The organism is Paenarthrobacter sp. NPDC089307, from assembly GCF_040685055.1.
Classification (GTDB): domain Bacteria; phylum Actinomycetota; class Actinomycetes; order Actinomycetales; family Micrococcaceae; genus Arthrobacter.
Map to the genome: position 1 here is coordinate 169,752 of NZ_JBFBHE010000008.1, position 16,008 is coordinate 185,759.

14 protein-coding genes are annotated in these 16,008 nt (G+C 61.7%); 5 read left to right on the forward strand and 9 right to left on the reverse strand.

Annotated elements, in window-relative coordinates:
* Window positions 1-128: 128 nt before the first annotated feature.
* The 6 genes from AB0N72_RS19340 to AB0N72_RS19365 form a co-directional block, all read right to left on the reverse strand.
* Window positions 129-1,256 carry a zinc-binding dehydrogenase gene (locus AB0N72_RS19340; protein WP_363934097.1) on the reverse strand — a complete coding sequence of 376 codons (1,128 nt, stop codon included), beginning with the start codon at window positions 1,254-1,256 and terminating at the stop codon, window positions 129-131.
* Window positions 1,257-1,557: 301 nt separating this feature from the next.
* On the reverse strand, window positions 1,558-2,415 hold the full coding sequence (locus AB0N72_RS19345; RefSeq protein ID WP_363934099.1) for a branched-chain amino acid ABC transporter permease: 858 nt from the start codon (window positions 2,413-2,415) through the stop codon (window positions 1,558-1,560).
* Between the two features lie 2 nt (window positions 2,416-2,417).
* Window positions 2,418-3,296: a branched-chain amino acid ABC transporter permease gene (locus AB0N72_RS19350; RefSeq protein ID WP_363934101.1), complete on the reverse strand. Its 879-nt coding sequence runs from the start codon at window positions 3,294-3,296 to the stop codon at window positions 2,418-2,420.
* The gene (locus AB0N72_RS19355) at window positions 3,296-4,012 is read right to left on the reverse strand and encodes an ABC transporter ATP-binding protein (protein WP_363934102.1); all 717 of its coding nucleotides are present in this window, start codon (window positions 4,010-4,012) and stop codon (window positions 3,296-3,298) included. The genes AB0N72_RS19350 and AB0N72_RS19355 overlap by 1 nt, the downstream gene beginning before the upstream one ends.
* Entirely contained in the window at window positions 4,009-4,827 is an 819-nt protein-coding gene (locus AB0N72_RS19360; protein WP_363934104.1) for an ATP-binding cassette domain-containing protein, read from the reverse strand. The genes AB0N72_RS19355 and AB0N72_RS19360 overlap by 4 nt, the downstream gene beginning before the upstream one ends.
* Window positions 4,828-4,832: 5 nt before the next feature.
* On the reverse strand, window positions 4,833-6,164 hold the full coding sequence (locus AB0N72_RS19365; RefSeq protein ID WP_363934106.1) for an ABC transporter substrate-binding protein: 1,332 nt from the start codon (window positions 6,162-6,164) through the stop codon (window positions 4,833-4,835).
* An 869-nt stretch (window positions 6,165-7,033) separates the two neighbouring features.
* Here AB0N72_RS19365 and AB0N72_RS19370 point away from each other — a divergent pair.
* On the forward strand, window positions 7,034-7,336 hold the full coding sequence (locus tag AB0N72_RS19370) for a hypothetical protein (protein WP_363934107.1): 303 nt from the start codon (window positions 7,034-7,036) through the stop codon (window positions 7,334-7,336).
* Between the two features lie 279 nt (window positions 7,337-7,615).
* Here AB0N72_RS19370 and AB0N72_RS19375 read toward each other — a convergent pair whose 3' ends face one another.
* A complete protein-coding gene (locus AB0N72_RS19375) occupies window positions 7,616-8,539 on the reverse strand; it encodes an alpha/beta hydrolase (protein WP_363934108.1) in 924 nt (307 codons plus the stop codon).
* A 259-nt stretch (window positions 8,540-8,798) separates the two neighbouring features.
* Here AB0N72_RS19375 and AB0N72_RS19380 point away from each other — a divergent pair, with 259 nt between their 5' ends.
* The 3 genes from AB0N72_RS19380 (at window position 8,799) to AB0N72_RS19390 (ending at window position 11,651) form a co-directional block, all read left to right on the forward strand.
* Window positions 8,799-9,677, forward strand: a complete 879-nt coding sequence (locus AB0N72_RS19380) for a helix-turn-helix transcriptional regulator (protein WP_363934110.1) — start codon at window positions 8,799-8,801, stop codon at window positions 9,675-9,677.
* Between the two features lie 107 nt (window positions 9,678-9,784).
* Complete coding sequence (locus AB0N72_RS19385; RefSeq protein ID WP_363934112.1) at window positions 9,785-10,225, forward strand: MarR family transcriptional regulator; 441 nt, start codon at window positions 9,785-9,787, stop codon at window positions 10,223-10,225.
* The gene (locus AB0N72_RS19390; protein WP_363934114.1) at window positions 10,218-11,651 is read left to right on the forward strand and encodes an MFS transporter; all 1,434 of its coding nucleotides are present in this window, start codon (window positions 10,218-10,220) and stop codon (window positions 11,649-11,651) included. The genes AB0N72_RS19385 and AB0N72_RS19390 overlap by 8 nt, the downstream gene beginning before the upstream one ends.
* A gap of 761 nt (window positions 11,652-12,412) precedes the next feature.
* On the opposite strand, the gene AB0N72_RS19395 is transcribed toward AB0N72_RS19390, so the two are convergent.
* A complete protein-coding gene (locus tag AB0N72_RS19395) occupies window positions 12,413-13,624 on the reverse strand; it encodes an acetyl-CoA C-acetyltransferase (RefSeq protein ID WP_363934116.1) in 1,212 nt (403 codons plus the stop codon).
* Window positions 13,625-13,713: 89 nt separating this feature from the next.
* Here AB0N72_RS19395 and AB0N72_RS19400 point away from each other — a divergent pair, with 89 nt between their 5' ends.
* Window positions 13,714-14,907: an acyl-CoA dehydrogenase family protein gene (locus AB0N72_RS19400; protein WP_363934118.1), complete on the forward strand. Its 1,194-nt coding sequence runs from the start codon at window positions 13,714-13,716 to the stop codon at window positions 14,905-14,907.
* Between the two features lie 693 nt (window positions 14,908-15,600).
* On the opposite strand, the gene AB0N72_RS19405 is transcribed toward AB0N72_RS19400, so the two are convergent.
* On the reverse strand, window positions 15,601-16,008 hold the full coding sequence (locus AB0N72_RS19405) for a hypothetical protein (RefSeq protein WP_363934120.1): 408 nt from the start codon (window positions 16,006-16,008) through the stop codon (window positions 15,601-15,603).

Below are 16,008 nucleotides of genomic sequence, written 5' to 3' on the forward strand. Positions count from 1 at the left end.
AATTTCTCCTCCTGACCCAAGTGCGCAGAGATGCCCAGCTACTTACGCGCCTCAGGACGCCTGCGCCCTCGGGAATGCGGTAGCGGCCGGGCGGACCCTGACAATCGCTTTCTTCGTCCGTCAGGGAGTCATTTAGCCGGGATGATCACCGGCTTGATCTCTGTCGCGTTCTTCATTGCAGCTAAGGCACTTCCGACGTCTTCAAGCCCGTACCTGTTGCCAAGTATGGCCTCGAAGGGAAACCGGTCACCATAATCGGCCAAGAATTGCAGTGCCTGGTAGTAGTGATCGACATCGCCGCCGGCGCTGCCGAGCACCGTGATTTCGCGAATCACGAGATCAGTGACATCAATTCGAGCCTTCTCCGGGGCACCGACACCAAGCAGAAGATACTTCCCTCCCCGACGAGCAAGACCCACGCCCTCCTCCATCGCCCCTCGGGCACCACTGCACTCTAGGACGACGTCGGCCCCCCTCCCCTCGGTCGCCTCCAGGACCCGAACGCGCCTCTCCTCGATGCCGACCTCAGTGAAATCCATGACCGCGTCTGCGCCCCACCTTTGCGCAAGAGCAAGACGGTCCGCCGGACCACCGATGACGATAGTCCGTCGCACCCCCATTTGAACTGCATATGCCACCGCGAAAAGACCTATGGGGCCACTACCCTGAATCACCACAGTGTCAGTCGACTTGAGTTGACCGACTCGCTCGAACCCGTGTACCACCGTGCGGAACGCGCATGTAGCCGACGCCGCAAGTGCCGGGTCCAGACCTTCCGGCACCTTGACCACCCCGCATCCCGGCATCACGTACGCGTATTCCGAGTACCCCCCAGTCAGATAGGGGAACTCGTCGACTGGCCCATATCCATAGTTGACCGAGTTCTCACAAAGGGTGGGCTGGTGGGCCACCGAGCACCAAAAGCATGACCGACATCGCGCATAGGTAAAAGCGATCAGGTCGCCCTCCTTCAATGGCCGGTTCAGACCGTCGACAACGCGATCCGAACCGAGCTTGGCCACTCGCCCCACGATCTCGTGCCCCAACACCAGTGGCAACTCCGTGTGAAAGACGGCTTTGGGGTCGGAGAGAGCGCCCTGACTAAGGTGCACGTCCGAGCCGCACATTGTTGCAGCCTCGACGGTGACCAGGATCCCGCGCGGATCCAGGTCGGGAATGGGTAGATCCCATACCTGGGTATTCGCCCCGTACTCTGTCAGCACCGCAGCACGCGTCGTGGCTGGCACCACATTCATCGCCCCACCTTCCTACCGAAGGCTACCGATGCTGCAACCGATGCTGAGCAATACCAACCGGGACAATTTTGCATATGAACCACTCCATCTTTTCTTCCGACGTTGCCGGCCTAGTCCTTTCGGAGGTTCACCAACCACGTCGAACAGCGATATGTTATATAACATATTTGATATAAGATTACTAAATTGAAAGCATGGGCGTCTCAAAAGCTCATCGCCACCGCGGACGCTGCGAGATCGTCCTCGGACCCAACGCGGGCTGTGGAGGATGGGGCTCCGGCTCCCATCCTCCTTCGCCCGCTCAGACCGTCGCGGAAATCGCAGGGATCTTCGCCACGTCCGCTTTGGCTCGGAAGATTCGCCGAGGGATGATCCCCTGCGGCCGCCAGACCACGATCACGATGGCAGCGACCCCGAACAACACCATCCGCAGCTCGTCAGTTGAACGGAAAACCTCCGGGAGTACAGTCCAGATCGCGGCCCCTAGAATCGGGCCCCTCCACGAGTTCGCCCCGCCGATGACCACCATCAACAGGAATGCGAGGCTCATATGAAAACTGCCCAGATCCGGGGAAACGACCGAGGTGGAACCGGCGTAGAGGACGCCAGCGATCCCCGTGATCCCGCCGCCCATGGCGAAGGCAACGCCTCGAGTGCGCTTCACATCGATCCCCATCACAAGAGCGGCCTCCTGGTCGATACGCGTTGCTGCATGTGCGACGTACAGCGGCGAGCGGTCGAGTTTCAAGGCAACGAGCCCGACAAGGACCAGAGCCACGATTGACACGGGCAGATTAGTGAAGATCGGCACGCCCGCTAGGCCGAACGGACCGCCGAGTGCGGGAATCCTCTTGATCGCCTCCACGACGACCACGCCGAAAGCTAGGGTCGCCACGCCGAAGTACAACCCGCGAACGCCGGCGAGCAGGCGAGCCAACACGCCGCCAATGATGGCAGAGCATGCAAAGCCCGAGACGATCGCTAGAAGGAAGTGCCATCCGAGGGCGGTGGTCACGTACGCTCCTGCGTAGCCGCCGATTGCATACATTGCACCGTGCGCGAGCGAGAACTGCCCGCTCGTAAACGTGACGTAAAATCCCAGCGCGCCGATGGCATTGACCGCGAACAGGATTGTGAGAAGTTCAAGATCGACGTGCATGATCAGCCCGCCCTTCTGACTCGGGACCGGAATATGCCCTCCGGAAGCAACATGATGAACAGCAAGAGCACTGTGTAGCCGACGAGGCTGACCCAGTCGGCGCCGAGGAACTGGGTCGTTATGGCTTCGACGATGCCCAGTCCGAAGGCGGCGATCACAGCCCCAGCGATCCTGCCCGTCCCGCCGATGATCGTGACGATCAGGGCCTTCAACGTGAAGTCGAGTCCAAGCACCGGAGTGAGGACTCCAAACTTCAGCGCCAGGATCACCGCCGCGAGTCCAGCCAACGCCGTGCCGATGACGAAAGTGAGCGACCGCATCCGGTTGACCCGGATGCCGAACGTCGCTGCAACCTGCGGATTCTCTGCGGTCGCACGGATCGCGACTCCCAGTCGCGTCTTCTGCACTATAAAGGTCAATCCGAAGAACCCGGCAGCCAGGACGGCAAGTGCGATCAGGTCGATTGGACGCAGTGACACCGGGCCGAGATGCCAGGCGCCGACGACCGCGGCGTTCGGCACCGGCTGGTTGTACGGGCCGAACAGCACGACGATGAGGTTTGTGAGGATAATCCCCACGCCCACCGTCGAGATCAGCGTCGCCATGTGCCCGCCCTTGAGCGTCGGTCGCACGACCACCCGCTCAACCAGCGCTCCGAGTAGCACCGAACTGACGATGACCGCGAGTATGGCGAGCCAGATGTTGCCCGTCAGACCCAGCGTCCACACCAGCCCGATGTAGCCCGAGGCCAAGAAGAGCTCACCTTGTGCGAGACTCATCACATCAAGAATCGAGAAGATGAGTACGACTCCGAGTGCCACGAGCGCGTACGTGCTCCCGATCGTCAGACCATTGACCAATTGCTCGAGTATTCTGTCCATTACTCGCCACCCCCTAAGTAAGCGTCTGCGATGTCCGTCCGCGCGGTGATCTCCTCAGCGGTTCCGCCGGCAACCAACCGGCCCGTGCGGAGCACGTAGGCGAAGTCGGCCACCTCGAGCGCCATGGTTGCGTTCTGCTCCACCAGCAGGATCGTGGTGCCCGCATCGCGCAGCTCACCGATCACACGGAAGATTTCCTCGATGAGCAGCGGCGCGAGGCCCAGCGACGGCTCGTCCATGAGCAGCACCTTCGGTTCGGTGATCAGCGCCCGCCCGACGGCGACCATCTGTTGCTCACCACCGCTCAGGAGGGACGCGGAGTCGCCTAGTCGTCCAGCTATATTCGGGAAGCGCTGCAGAACCTCGTCGAGCCGCTTCTGGGCCGAGCGTCTGCCGAGAGCAGCCCCGAGCAGCAGGTTCTCCCGCACCGTGAGACGGCCAAACATCTGGCGCCCTTCGGGGACCGAGGAGAGTCCCGCCATCGCCCGGGATTCGGGACGCAGAGCGGAAAGATTCCTCTCGTTGAGAGTGACCGTGCCCTTGTGTTTGACCAGCCCGAGAATAGCCTGCATGAGTGAGGACTTCCCCGCGCCATTCGCGCCGAGCAGGGCCACCGCAGTGCCCTGCGGAACCTCGAACGAGATGTCGTCCACGGCGCGCACAGCGCCGTAATCGACCGACAGGTTGGTCACCTCAAAATATTTCTGCGCAGTCATCGCACATCACCTACCCCATCTACTCGATGGCGCACTCCGAGATAGGCCTCGATCACCCGCGGGTCCCGGCGCACCTCGTCTACGGTCCCATAAGCGATGCGCTTGCCGCGGTTGATCACAGTGATGTTCGTCACGGCTTTCATCACGAAGTCGATGTTGTGCTCGATCAGCAGGACGGCGCATCCGGATTCATTGATCCGCCGCAGAGTCCCGCGGAAGTCCTCCACTTCGGCCGGATTCATGCCGGCGACCGGCTCATCGAGTAGCAGCAGTCTCGGTCGGGTGATCAGTGCTCGTGCAATCTCGGTGAGGCGCTGCATTGCGAAGGAAACCTGTGTCGGCAGCAGATCCCGGACGCGCTCTGGCACCTCAACGAGACCGAGTGCCTCGCGCGCCGCGGCTGACACGTGTCGGTTCGTGCCGAGGCCGAACCATGTCCTGATCTCGCCGAACTGGCGTTTTAGATCGGCGTGAGCTACGCCAAGTTCTACGTTCTCGCGCAGCGTGAGCTCCGGAATGAGGCGCACATGCTGGAATGAACGGGCGACGCCGTGGCCGATCAGTTCGTGCGGCTTCACATTCGTGACGTCCGTCCCGCCTAGCTTCACCGCCCCGCCTTCAAGGTTGATCATTCGTGTGATTACGTTGACCAGGGTGCTCTTTCCGGACCCATTGGGGCCGATGAGCGCAGCTGATTCGCCGTACGTGAGCCGCAGGTCCATGCCCTGGAGCGCTTGCACTCCTCCGAAGCTGAGTTTGGCCCCAACGACGTCGAGCAGTGGCACATCCTGGGGTGAAGTCGCGTAAGTCCCCATTACCGCTACTTCGCGTTCTCCGGCTCCAATGAACCGATCTGTTCAAGAGCACCACCTTCGCCCACCCGCACGAAGGGGAGCGCCGCGCGTTTTACGTCACCGCTACCGTCGTAGCTGAGTGTGCCGGTGACGGCGGGGAAATCCTCTAGTGTGGACAGTCCCTTTTGCACGCTCTCGCGAGTAACGTCCTTAGCCCCGCTCGCGGCGGTGGCGACCATCTTGATGGCGTCATAGCCAAGGGCCGAGAACAGGCCGGGCTCGTGGTTGTACTCCTTCTGGAAGGCTTCGGCGAACGCTTTGGACTGAGATGACGCATCTCGCAAGTACGGACTATACGCGAGAGTGCCGAGGGAGGCACCGTGGGAGCCCTTCCAAACGTCCGCCCCAAGCACCGACGTGTCACCAATAAAATCTGCCTTGATGCCCGCCCCGCGAATCGCCATGGCGGAGGCGCCGGCGAGTTCTGGAGCCAACGCCAAAACTATGCCGTCGGTGCCGGGAGCGATCGCCGAGACGATAGAAGTGAAGTCAGTTGTCGCCTGTGGCAGCGGGACGAGCTGGACCTCGGCGCCCGCGGCCTTCGCACCTTCACCGAATGCCTTGCCCATCCCGGCGTATATAGGGTTGTCACTGACGAAGAGCACAGCGACCCGGTGCGCATGGATTTGCTCCAAAGCCTTCGCCATCAACGGCTTGGCTAGCGGAGTGTACGGCTGGTTCAAGCGGAACGTATAGTCGTTGAAGTGGCCGTTCTCGGCTCCAGTGACCACACCGGCGGACGCCGGAGGGACCATGGCGATCTTGTTCTGCGGGGCCAGATTGTAGAGCGCGCTGATCTCCGGCGTCAGAAGGGGGCCGAGCAGGGCCACCGTGTTCTGGTCGCGCATCATTGGGGTGGCGAGCTGAACCGTTTTTGCCGGGTCCCCGCCAGGGTCCTGGAGGTTCAGTGCCACCTTCTTTCCATTGATGCCGCCCGCATCGTTGAGCTGCTTGATCGCGAGCTTCGCACCGTCGCGAATTTCCACGCCTGCGCCGCCAGCAGGTCCGGTGGTCGACAACGGCGCCCCAATGGTGATCGTGTCTCCGCTCGTGCTGCCTGTGCCACTGGCAGCCGAGCAGGCCGTCAGAACGAAAGCCGAGACCACGACACCCGCGAGTGCTGCGTTGCGAATTGGTTTGAACATCTTTGTCCTCACTTGATTGTGTACACCCGAGCGGCCATTGGACCGCTTTGATTTTTTGATGAACGAATTTGAATTGTTGGTCGCGAAACGTTCGCCAAGGGCGATGCCCGAGTGGGCAGCAAAGCGTCTCGGCTTCGCCCGCTCTCGACGCATCTACTAATGGTTTCAACCAACGGAGCACCTCTTCGCACTCATAGTGGGGCCAAGGGAGACCGTCTCGTCCGTGAATACCAGCACTATATGGCTGCCTCCAGGCCGACCCTTAGGTTTTAATCCACTATATATTATATGTGGTCTGGAACACTAGTGGATTAAGCTGCCTGAGCGGCGGGAGCCTCTCCCGGGGGCTGATGACGGCGCCTAGCCGGGCCGAAGTCCCCCGGCCAGGGGGCTAATGAAGTTTGACAGAGAGCTCGGTAGCATCTGAGCGGTCGTTGCGCCCGCGTAACGAGTCGCCGGGCGGTGGCGTATGTCTGAGCCGCCTGGCGGCTCGGCGATGTCCGATGCAACGGCGCTGGGTGACCGGACAGGTCACTGGATAATGCAAATTCGGCGACGGTCCCGGATCGAGGGGGAGGAAGAGGTTTAGTTATGGCGTGGCTGACATGGGCGCGGTTCCTGGTCGGTATCGGACGGCGCTGATTGCGTTAGGTGCGCTGGAGCGCACTTCCCGTGCCGTTGACCGCGCCCAACCTACGTTCCCACTGACAATGAGAAAACGGCCACGGTTTCCCACGTCCCCGGGTCCGGTCCGTAAGCAACAGAAGAACTAGCTCGCCCTCATTATGGCGTGATGATGTACAGTTTCCGGCCCGCGGATCCCGCGTCCATATGAGGGCTGGGCCACGGTGAAGATCGGCACGGCCGACTTCGTGCCCAAGGGGCCACCAACCTCCGCGCCGGCTGTACCTTCCTTCGCCGATATCGTGGTTCTCGCCAAGCGTTTATAAAGGAGGTAAACCCACGTTGGCACCGGGCAATCCGCAAACCCGTCGTACTGCTGGCCGAGGAGGCGCCGCCCGATGGATTCCGGACACCGCGTGTACGCCGTCGCGTTCAGGCTCTCCCACGGCGTCCCCGAGAACACGCCAATCGTCACGTTCGAGAAGAGGCAGAAGTCTGTCGCGGCCTATTTGCTCGGCGTGCGTGTGTTCGTCCATCTCACGGCGCCCGGACCCCAACGAGCAGGTCATCGTGATCCATCAGGGCAATCATGGCCCGGTGAAAGTCGCCCGGCACCCGTGCGCCCGGCCCGGAAGCCCGGCGATCAACGCCGCGCCTCCCCGGACCACTGGCCCAGGACCCCAGGCGAATACACGGCGTAAGCCAAGACGACCGCGGAAGCGGAGTTCCTCCCTATCGGCGAAGCCGTCCGGACCTGGCTAATCGGATGCGCTGGGCTGTGAGTTGGGCTCGGCTGAAGATAAACTCGGACCGGTTTTGACCGAGTGAGGGGTCTAGACGTATCTCTCCTCATCTGGGTGCGGGGAGAGATACGTCCTCCGGGGACAGAACTTCCCAGGCCGCCCGTCTGCTGGAGACGGACGGCCCGGATCCTGACATGGAGCTCGTCATGCCGACCATGCTGGGAGCGTTGTGCGGTGTTACAGGTACTTGTTGTAGAAGGTGGTCAGAGCATCAAGTGCCTGTGATGTGGCTTCGGGCTGCCAGTACAGGTCGTAGTGTGATGCTTCGGGGACGACGAGGATGTTCTTGTCCTGGGAACGGGCCCGGGTGAACAGGTCGAAGCCGTCGCGGTAGGCACCGAACTCACCTGGGATGCTGCCGACGATGATTTGCAGGGGCTGGGTGAGGAGTTGCTCGGCCAGGTGGAAGGCGTCATAGCCGAGTACCGGCCCCAGGTGGGAGAACAGCCACGCGGTCGTTCCGTTGGGCTGCTGTCCGCGCGGGGTGCGGTAGTACTTTGTAGCCTCCAGTACGTCGAGGGCGGTAACGCCTAGTTCGGCGGCCTGCTCCGGTGAATCGGGAAGGGTGAAGTCGACGCGCAGCTCGGCTCCGCGGGCCTCGTCGGTGCGCTGCTGGGCAATCGCGTCTAGGGTCTTGATCGCCGCTTCCGGTGAAAGGTCTCCCTCGCGCAACATCCGGCCGATGTTGACAGCGGTGACTGTTCCTACCGCTTTGAATCGACGATCGGTCATAGCGGCGTTAACGGCGTACCCCCCGCCGCCGCAAATGCCGAGCACGCCGATACGGTCAGAGTCCACGTAGTCGAGGGTGACCAGGTAATCCAGTGCGCAGCGGAAGTCCTCGACCCTCAGGCCTGGGTCCTCAATAAACCGTGGCTCACCACCGCTGGCGCCTTGGTAGGAGGCATCGAATGCCAACACGACGTAGCCCTCAGCTGCCAGCCGCTCACCATAAATGTTGCCGGAGGTCTGCTCCTTGCAGCTGCCGATGGGGTGAGCGCTTACAATCGCCGGGTACTTGCGCGCAGGGTCAAAACCGTTGGGCAAATAGACGTTAGCCGCGACATCCAGCTCTTTGTTCTTGAAGGTGATCGTTTTCATGATGGTCGTTCCTGTCGGTTAGAGATAAGTTCGTTCCGCGTGGCGGTGCAGGCGACGCCCAAGACTGGCCCCGTGATGGTCGCGACCGTCCCAGATAGTGTGCGGGCCAATGTGAGAGAGTCCTTCTGATTGTTCGGATCGGTTTGTCCCCACCTGCTGTCCTAAGTCAACAGGGGTCCTCGGTCGGCAGGGAGACCCGGTCTATCGGGTTAATGCCAGGGACTCCCTAGAGGCTGAGTCCGGGTCATAGGCTGGTGGCATGAATTTTGGGAACGACCTCCGGGAATTTCTTATGACACGTCGGGCACGGATTACCCCCGACCAGATCGGACTGCCAGATTTTGGCGGTCGACGTCGCGTGCCCGGTCTTCGACGGGAAGAAGTTGCCCTTGTTGCCGGTATAAGTGTCGAGTACTACACCCGGCTGGAACGAGGCAATGGCAACGGCGTGTCCGAAGCTGTCCTTGAAGGGATTGCCCGGGCTCTGAAGCTCGACACTGCTGAACACTCGCACCTGTATGACCTGGTTCGAGCTGCCAATGAGGGCAACCATCCTCAGCGACGCAGGGGTCACTCCAAGACCCAGAAGGTCCGACAAGGCGTTCTACAGCTCCTGGACGCAATGCACGACGTGCCTGCGTTCGTGGAAAACGGCCGTCTGGACATCCTTGCCATCAACCGTCTCGGCCAAGCGGTGTTCTCGGAAATGTTCGCGCGACCTACACGACCGGTGAACTTCGGCAGATTTGTGTTCCTCGACGAACGTTCGCGCACGTTCTACCGGAACTGGAACGAGGCTGCGAAGCAGACCGTGGCCGTTCTGCGAGCAGAAGCCGGACGGGCACCGCATGACCGCATTCTCAGTGACCTCGTCGGCGAGCTATCCACCCGTAGCAGCGAGTTCCGGACTCTCTGGGGTTCTCACGACGTCCGAGAACACCGCACTGGCGCCAAACTCCTCACCCACCCCGTTGTCGGAGACCTTGACCTCAGCTTCGAAGCCATGGACCTCTCCTCGGCCCACGACCTGCAGCTGATCGCCTTCTCGGCCGAACCCGCGAGTACGTCCAAAGATGCACTGAAGCTCCTCGCCAGCTGGAGCTTGGAGTTCCAAGAGACTCCCGCAAAATCGTCTTAGTTTCAAACTTCAAAACTGTCCTGAACCGGGTCCATTTCGTTGGTGAAACTGAATGAGCTTTGGGAAAAGAACAAGCAACTTGATAAAGTTACTTGTACACTTTGAGGATGACCGACGGGCTAGTAACAGACACCTCCATGACGTACTCCTTCTTAGGGGCGCTACATCCGCTGCTGAGTCGGCTGAACGCCGACAGGACGATCTCTCCGGGGAAGATCGGAGTGCTGCGCCATCTGGCGGACTACGGGCGAGCGACCACCTCGGAACTGGCTGTCGCCGTGCACGTCAGCCCCCAGGGTATTTCGCTCGCCGCGCGTGAACTTGAACGTTTGCGGCTCGTAGTGCGTGTCCCAGACGCCGAGGATCGCCGACGGATCTGGATCGAACTCACCGACGCGGGAAGACTGAAGCTGGCCCGGGAGTCCTCAGCCGGCCATGACTGGCTTGACCAGGCGATCACGCAGCGACTGACGCCGGAGGAGCGGAAGACGCTCGAAGCGGTCATCCCCGTTCTCCGGAAGCTAGGACCGGAGTCATCCGTTGAGTGAAGCACGTTTGGCTCTGATGCCGAGCCTGGCCTACGCGGCCCTCTCCACGGCCATCGTTAGCTCGCTGGGCATGCTGTTGGTCCCGTCCATTGCCAGTGGGATGGATGTGTCGGTCAGCACGGCACAGTGGATGCTGACCATCAACCTTTTGGTTGGTGCTGTAGCCACTCCTGTCATGGGGCGTCTCAGCGACGGACCGCACAAGAAGCGGCTCCTCCTCTGGTCTCTGGCAATTATATTCGTGGGATCCGTGATTGCCGCGGTGGCGCCGGACTTCACCCTGTTCTTGGCCGGACGGGCGCTTCAGGGCCTGACCTACGGAATCGTTCCTGTGACAATCGCCCTCGCCCGCTGCCACGTCCCCGCCGACGAGGTGCAGGTCTCGATCTCCAGCCTAACCGTGACGGTGGCGACCGGCCTCGGTGTCGGCTATCCGCTGACGGGAATCATCGCGGGACTATTCGACTTTCGGTTCGCGTTCTGGTTTGCCGCGCTGTTCGTGGTCACGGCCATCATCGTGGTCTTCCGCATCGTACCGGCAGGACACGACGAACAGGCAGCACGGGTGCCGTTCGATTATCAGGGTGCCGGCCTACTTGGTCTCGGTCTGGGCGGCCTGCTCCTTGCTGTCAGTGAAGGGCCGAACTGGGGTTGGGGGTCTGTGTGGACTGTCAGTGTTATCGCCACCGCGGCGATGATCCTGGCCGCTTGGGTCGGCGGTGGACTGCGGAAGAGGCATCCCCTGGTCAATCTTCGTGTTCTTCGAAGCGGCGAAGTGCTGCTGGCCAACGGCACCGCCGTGGGACTCGGCGCCGCCTTATACATAGGCCTTTCGATTTCAAGCCTCATTGCTCAAGCTCCTGTTTCCACCGGCTACGGCATCGCGCTGCCCGCATTCTGGGCCGGGTTCGTGATGTTCCCCCTCTCGGTGGGAAGCTTCACCGCGAACCGTCTCGTGCGCCGTCTCTCGCGCCGGATCCGCCTCACGACGCTGCTGCCTCTGGGCGCCGGCATCATGACGGCGGCAAGCGTACTGCTCTGGCTAGCCCATACCGAACTCTGGGAGATTCTGGTCGGGACGCTTGTGTTTGGACTGGGGATGGGTGCCAGCTATGCGGCCATGCCGGCACTGGTCGCACGCAGTGTGGCCGCCGAGGAGCTGGGCAGTTCCGTGAGCTTCAATCAAGTCCTTCGCACCGTGGGAAGCTCATTTGGTACCGCGGTCTCCGGGGCGGTGCTCGCGGCGAACATGGGGCCGGACCTTTATGCCGCCGCTGCCGGGATCAGCACAACGCTCGCCATCGGCGCACTCCTCTGCCTGGGGGTGTTCCTCTCTCTGCTCATCCACAACCTAGTGGCACCTACCACCAAGCCAACCGGCGGCTGGCCTCTCCCATCCCGTGGTACTCGTCATCGGAATCAATAAAAAGCCCAGGTACGCTTGCCCCGTTCACCTCGACTCGAGAGAGCTTGAAATGCATACGGGCTGGGCCAGAGGCCCCGCACCGATTGGTTCGATGATCGGGAGGACGATAGTGCGGGTAATTCGGGAAGACACGGTCCAGGTCCCAGATCTGACTGAGTCTCTCCAGCCCGGGGCGGTGTCGTAGCCGAGGTAGCAGACCAGTTCCCGGACCCGTGCCCAGTGCTTCTGCTCCACGCGGCGCGCCGACGTAGTCGGGAAGCGGGACCAACACCGTCAACCACGCCGCCAAGCGCAGGTTTTCTACGTGTCGACACACCACGTCGGTGAGGGCCGGCCGAGGTAGTAACCTTGGCCGGCCCTCACCGACGTGGTGTGACGCCAGCAAGTTCACCCGCGGCTTAGATGCCTTCGGCAATGAGCGTGGCACCGATCCATTTTCATCTTGCAGTTTGTCTTCCTCTGGGCATCGTGGAAACGGTTCGCCAGAGAAGCAGCGACCATGACCGTGGAGGCCATCAGGGCTGCGGCCAGAGATGGAGGAGCTCGGGACAGGGCAACGACGCCCCCGGCCTGTGATCGGGGCAGCCCCTGCAGTAAAGACGAACAGCGCTTGCATGGTGACGCAGCGGAGTAGATCCAGTGTCTATGGGCCGACGAAAGCAGGCCGCGTACCCGAGTAGACCGAGCAACTGAACGAGGTGGAACGAGTCTGCATGGAACGGACTAATGTGTGCCGAATTATTGATCTCCTCGGGATGACCCTAAATAACGCGCTCGAATACGGCAGCCAGCCCTTGGCCCCCGCCAATACACATCGTCTCCAGCGCGTATCGGTCCTGCCGGCGGTCCAGCTCACGCAGCATCGTCGACAGAATCCGCACTCCCGTGGCGCCGACAGGGTGGCCGAGGGAGATTCCCGAGCCGTTCACGTTTACCCGTTCGAGATCTGCTTCGCCCAGTCCCAGTGCGGCGGTACAGGCAAGCACTTGCGACGCGAACGCCTCGTTGAGTTCGATCAGGTCCATGTTGGCCAGCGAAAGACCTGCTCGCTCCAGGGCTACCGTCGAGGCAGGTACCGGCCCGATGCCCATGCGCGCAGGCTCGACGCCGCTCGCGGCCCATGTGATCAGCCGCGCAAGCGGGCGCAGCCCCAAGCGGTCGGCCTCTTCACGCGTGGTCACCACGCACGCCGCGGCCCCGTCATTTTGGCCGCTAGCGTTGCCGGCCGTTACCGTGGCCTCGGGATCGACCTTTGATCGCACTGGCCTTAGCCCCGCGAGGGCCTCGAAAGAGACGTCCGGCCGGGGATGTTCGTCGCGGTCAACGATGACGTCGCCCTTGCGGGTTGCCACCTTGATCGGCACCATTTCGTCGGCGAACCTTCCTTCGATGTGGGCAGCCACGGCCCGGTAATGCGATTCCACTGCGAGCCGGTCCTGGGCCTCGCGGGTGATGCCATACTCGCGTCTCAGGTTCTCGGCGGTCTCGAGCATCCCGCCGGGGACGGGGTGGTCACGGCCTCCGGCGGTCACCCGGCCCCGTGCAATACGGTCCGACAGGGAGGTGGAGTCGCCCTTGAACCCGAACCTCAAACCCAGCGCGTAGTGTTCGGCCTGGCTCATGCTTTCGGCGCCACCTGCGATCACCAAGTCGCAGATGCCTGTCTGAACACGCATCGCGGCGTCGATCACAGCTTGCAGGCCTGAGCCGCAGCGACGGTCGATCTGCAGTCCCGGCACCGTAACCGGCAGCCCTGCGTCCAAGGCTGCCACGCGGCCGATTGCGGGGGCTTCGCCGTTTGGGTAGCACTGGCCGAACAACACATCATCGACGTCGTCGCCGCTGATCCCAGTGCGCCGCACCAGCTCCCGGACCACGGCAGCGGCAAGGTCGGCAGCCGGAACGTCCTTGAACGTCCCACCATACCGGCCTACTGGACTGCGTACCGGTTCACAAATTACAGCATCGCGCATTGCTTCTCCTCCAACTGGGTTCAAAACGTGTTTTTTATATTTTATACTCTATTTGTTCATGATTACCATCCGACCTACAGGGAGAAGACATGCCAAAGCTCCGCGCAACCGAGGGCCTCACCGATACACAGACAGAGATTTTGGCCATGGTTCGGCGTTTCGTCGACCAAGAGATCCTGCCCGTAGCCACGAAGCTGGAACACGCAGACGAATATCCGACCGCCATTGTCGAGCAGATGAAGAACCTTGGCATCTTCGGCATCACGATTCCCGAAGAATACGGTGGCCTCGGCGAGTCGCTGCTAACCTATGCCCTGGTGGTCGAGGAGATAGCACGTGGCTGGATGAGCGTGTCGGGCATCATCAACACCCATTTCATCGTTGCCTACTTGCTGCTACAGCACGGCACCGAGGAGCAGAAGCAGAAGTACCTGCCACGTATGGCAACCGGTGACATCCGCGGCGCATTCTCGATGTCCGAGCCCGCGCTCGGCTCCGACGTAGCCGCTATTACCACCACTGCAACTCCGCGCGGTGATGACACCTACGTGATCAACGGCCAGAAGATGTGGCTCACGAACGGTGCTTCGTCGAGTCTAGTCGCAGTGCTGGTGCGTACGCCCGAGGGGAAGGACAAGCCGCACCGGAACCTGACAACGTTCCTCGTCGAGAAGGCCCCGGGCTTCGGCGAGGTGGCTCCTGGCATGACGATACCAGGGAAGATCGACAAGATGGGCTACAAAGGCGTAGATACGACTGAGCTCATCTTCGACGACTATCTGGTGGACTCCGCGGAGATCCTTGGCGGAGTTCCCGGCCGCGGGTTCTACCAGATGATGGATGGGGTTGAGGTGGGCCGCGTAAACGTTGCTGCCCGTGCGGCTGGCGTTGCTACCCGTGCCTTCGAACTTGGCGCCGCCTATGCGCAGCAGCGCACGACTTTCGGTAAGCCGATCGCCGAACACCAGTCCGTCCTGTTCCGGCTAGCGGAGATGGGCACAAAGGTCGAGGCCGCTCACCAGATGGTGGTACGGGCGGCCCGGGTTAAGGACGCCGGCAACCGAAATGATCTCGAGTCGGGTATGGCGAAGTACCTCGCCTCCGAGTACTGCCGGGATGTCGTCGAGGACGCGTTCCGCATCCATGGCGGTTACGGATATGCCAAAGAGTATGAGATCGAACGGCTCTATCGTGAGGCACCCATGCTACTCATCGGCGAGGGCACGGCAGACATCCAGCGGCTGATTATCGGCCGGCGCCTGCTTGAAGAATACGCCCTGTGACTGCGACAATCACCCGCCGGCTGTCGAGCCAGTATTCACCATTCCAATTGTCAGGGACCGGATTTTGTAGAGACCAGTTTGATCTATTCTGGCTGGGTTTCGGCGCGTGGGCTGATGGCAGTGGGTGCATGCCGCTCCGGATCCCTTGAGCCAGCTCCCCGTCCGGCGGGTTAGAACTGAGGGGCTGCGGTGCAGGGTTCTGCCCGTGGCGAGGATCTTCCCGCTCTGCGCGACATCCGGTCGTAGTCGTTATACGTGACCTGGCTCCGCGCCGGAACCGCCCGTTCACCGGCCTCCGGCCTCGGCCAAAGATCTGGGTGAAGACTTCCGACCGGTCGCAGGACCCGTTATCGGTTAGCACTCGCTGGATCTTCACCCCTTTAGCGGAGAACGCGCTATCGCGTTGCGCATGAAGGCTGCGGCAGCTTCTTTGGTCTCGTCAGGGCAGGATCTCGGAGTGCACGTAGCGGGAGTGGTCATCGACAGCGTGATGAATTCACGTGAAAGCACGAAGCAGCCGCCGGTTTCTGCGGACTCCCTTCAGCGAGATTCCGGGCTCGTTTGTTCGCATCACCGGCGACTCTTCTAAGGCTAAGTGGCATCCGACGTCCGGGTTCGGCCTAGTTTCCATGTCCATGTGGATCATTTCACCGGACCAGGCGTACTCATAGCGGCCGGCCCGTTCCTGCCGGATCATCGTCCCGGCTGCAGGCTATGTAAAGCGCAGTGGTAGCCGTGGAGGATCCGGGGGCCCCGGAGATGTTCAAACGCAGGTGGTAGGCGATGGCGGTCCCAGTCGCCGAGCTCAACGGCCAGCCGAAGGCGGTCAGCGTCGAGATGCCGCGAAGGCACTGCATTGCCCGGAGCAACGGGGGTGTGTTCACTGCTGTATGCCATCACTGTGATCGCTTGGTCGAGGCGATCCCAGCGGTCCGAGATCTCATGCATCGCCACAAGAGAGGACTCGTCGATCAGCTGCCCGGCCGGGATATCGAAGCTCTCAGGGCCAGCCAGAGCATGGGCGCCAGTCTGGGCCTGCTCGCTGGAATAGACGATGCCTTGGCGCAACAGCGGTTTGGAGGTCCGGTGGGGGAAACGCAT

Excerpts from the sequence above, each read along its gene's own strand:
- AB0N72_RS19340 (WP_363934097.1), bottom strand. The coding sequence starts at position 1,256 with ATGAATGTGGTGCCAGCCACGACGCGTGCTGCGGTGCTGACAGAGTAC.
- AB0N72_RS19345 (WP_363934099.1), bottom strand. The coding sequence starts at position 2,415 with ATGCACGTCGATCTTGAACTTCTCACAATCCTGTTCGCGGTCAATGCC.
- AB0N72_RS19350 (WP_363934101.1), bottom strand. The coding sequence starts at position 3,296 with ATGGACAGAATACTCGAGCAATTGGTCAATGGTCTGACGATCGGGAGC.
- AB0N72_RS19355 (WP_363934102.1), bottom strand. The coding sequence starts at position 4,012 with ATGACTGCGCAGAAATATTTTGAGGTGACCAACCTGTCGGTCGATTAC.
- AB0N72_RS19360 (WP_363934104.1), bottom strand. The coding sequence starts at position 4,827 with ATGGGGACTTACGCGACTTCACCCCAGGATGTGCCACTGCTCGACGTC.
- AB0N72_RS19365 (WP_363934106.1), bottom strand. The coding sequence starts at position 6,164 with ATGCGTCGAGAGCGGGCGAAGCCGAGACGCTTTGCTGCCCACTCGGGC.
- AB0N72_RS19370 (WP_363934107.1), top strand. The coding sequence starts at position 7,034 with ATGGATTCCGGACACCGCGTGTACGCCGTCGCGTTCAGGCTCTCCCAC.
- AB0N72_RS19375 (WP_363934108.1), bottom strand. The coding sequence starts at position 8,539 with ATGAAAACGATCACCTTCAAGAACAAAGAGCTGGATGTCGCGGCTAAC.
- AB0N72_RS19380 (WP_363934110.1), top strand. The coding sequence starts at position 8,799 with ATGAATTTTGGGAACGACCTCCGGGAATTTCTTATGACACGTCGGGCA.
- AB0N72_RS19385 (WP_363934112.1), top strand. The coding sequence starts at position 9,785 with ATGACCGACGGGCTAGTAACAGACACCTCCATGACGTACTCCTTCTTA.
- AB0N72_RS19395 (WP_363934116.1), bottom strand. The coding sequence starts at position 13,624 with ATGCGCGATGCTGTAATTTGTGAACCGGTACGCAGTCCAGTAGGCCGG.
- AB0N72_RS19400 (WP_363934118.1), top strand. The coding sequence starts at position 13,714 with ATGCCAAAGCTCCGCGCAACCGAGGGCCTCACCGATACACAGACAGAG.
- AB0N72_RS19405 (WP_363934120.1), bottom strand. The coding sequence starts at position 16,008 with ATGCGTTTCCCCCACCGGACCTCCAAACCGCTGTTGCGCCAAGGCATC.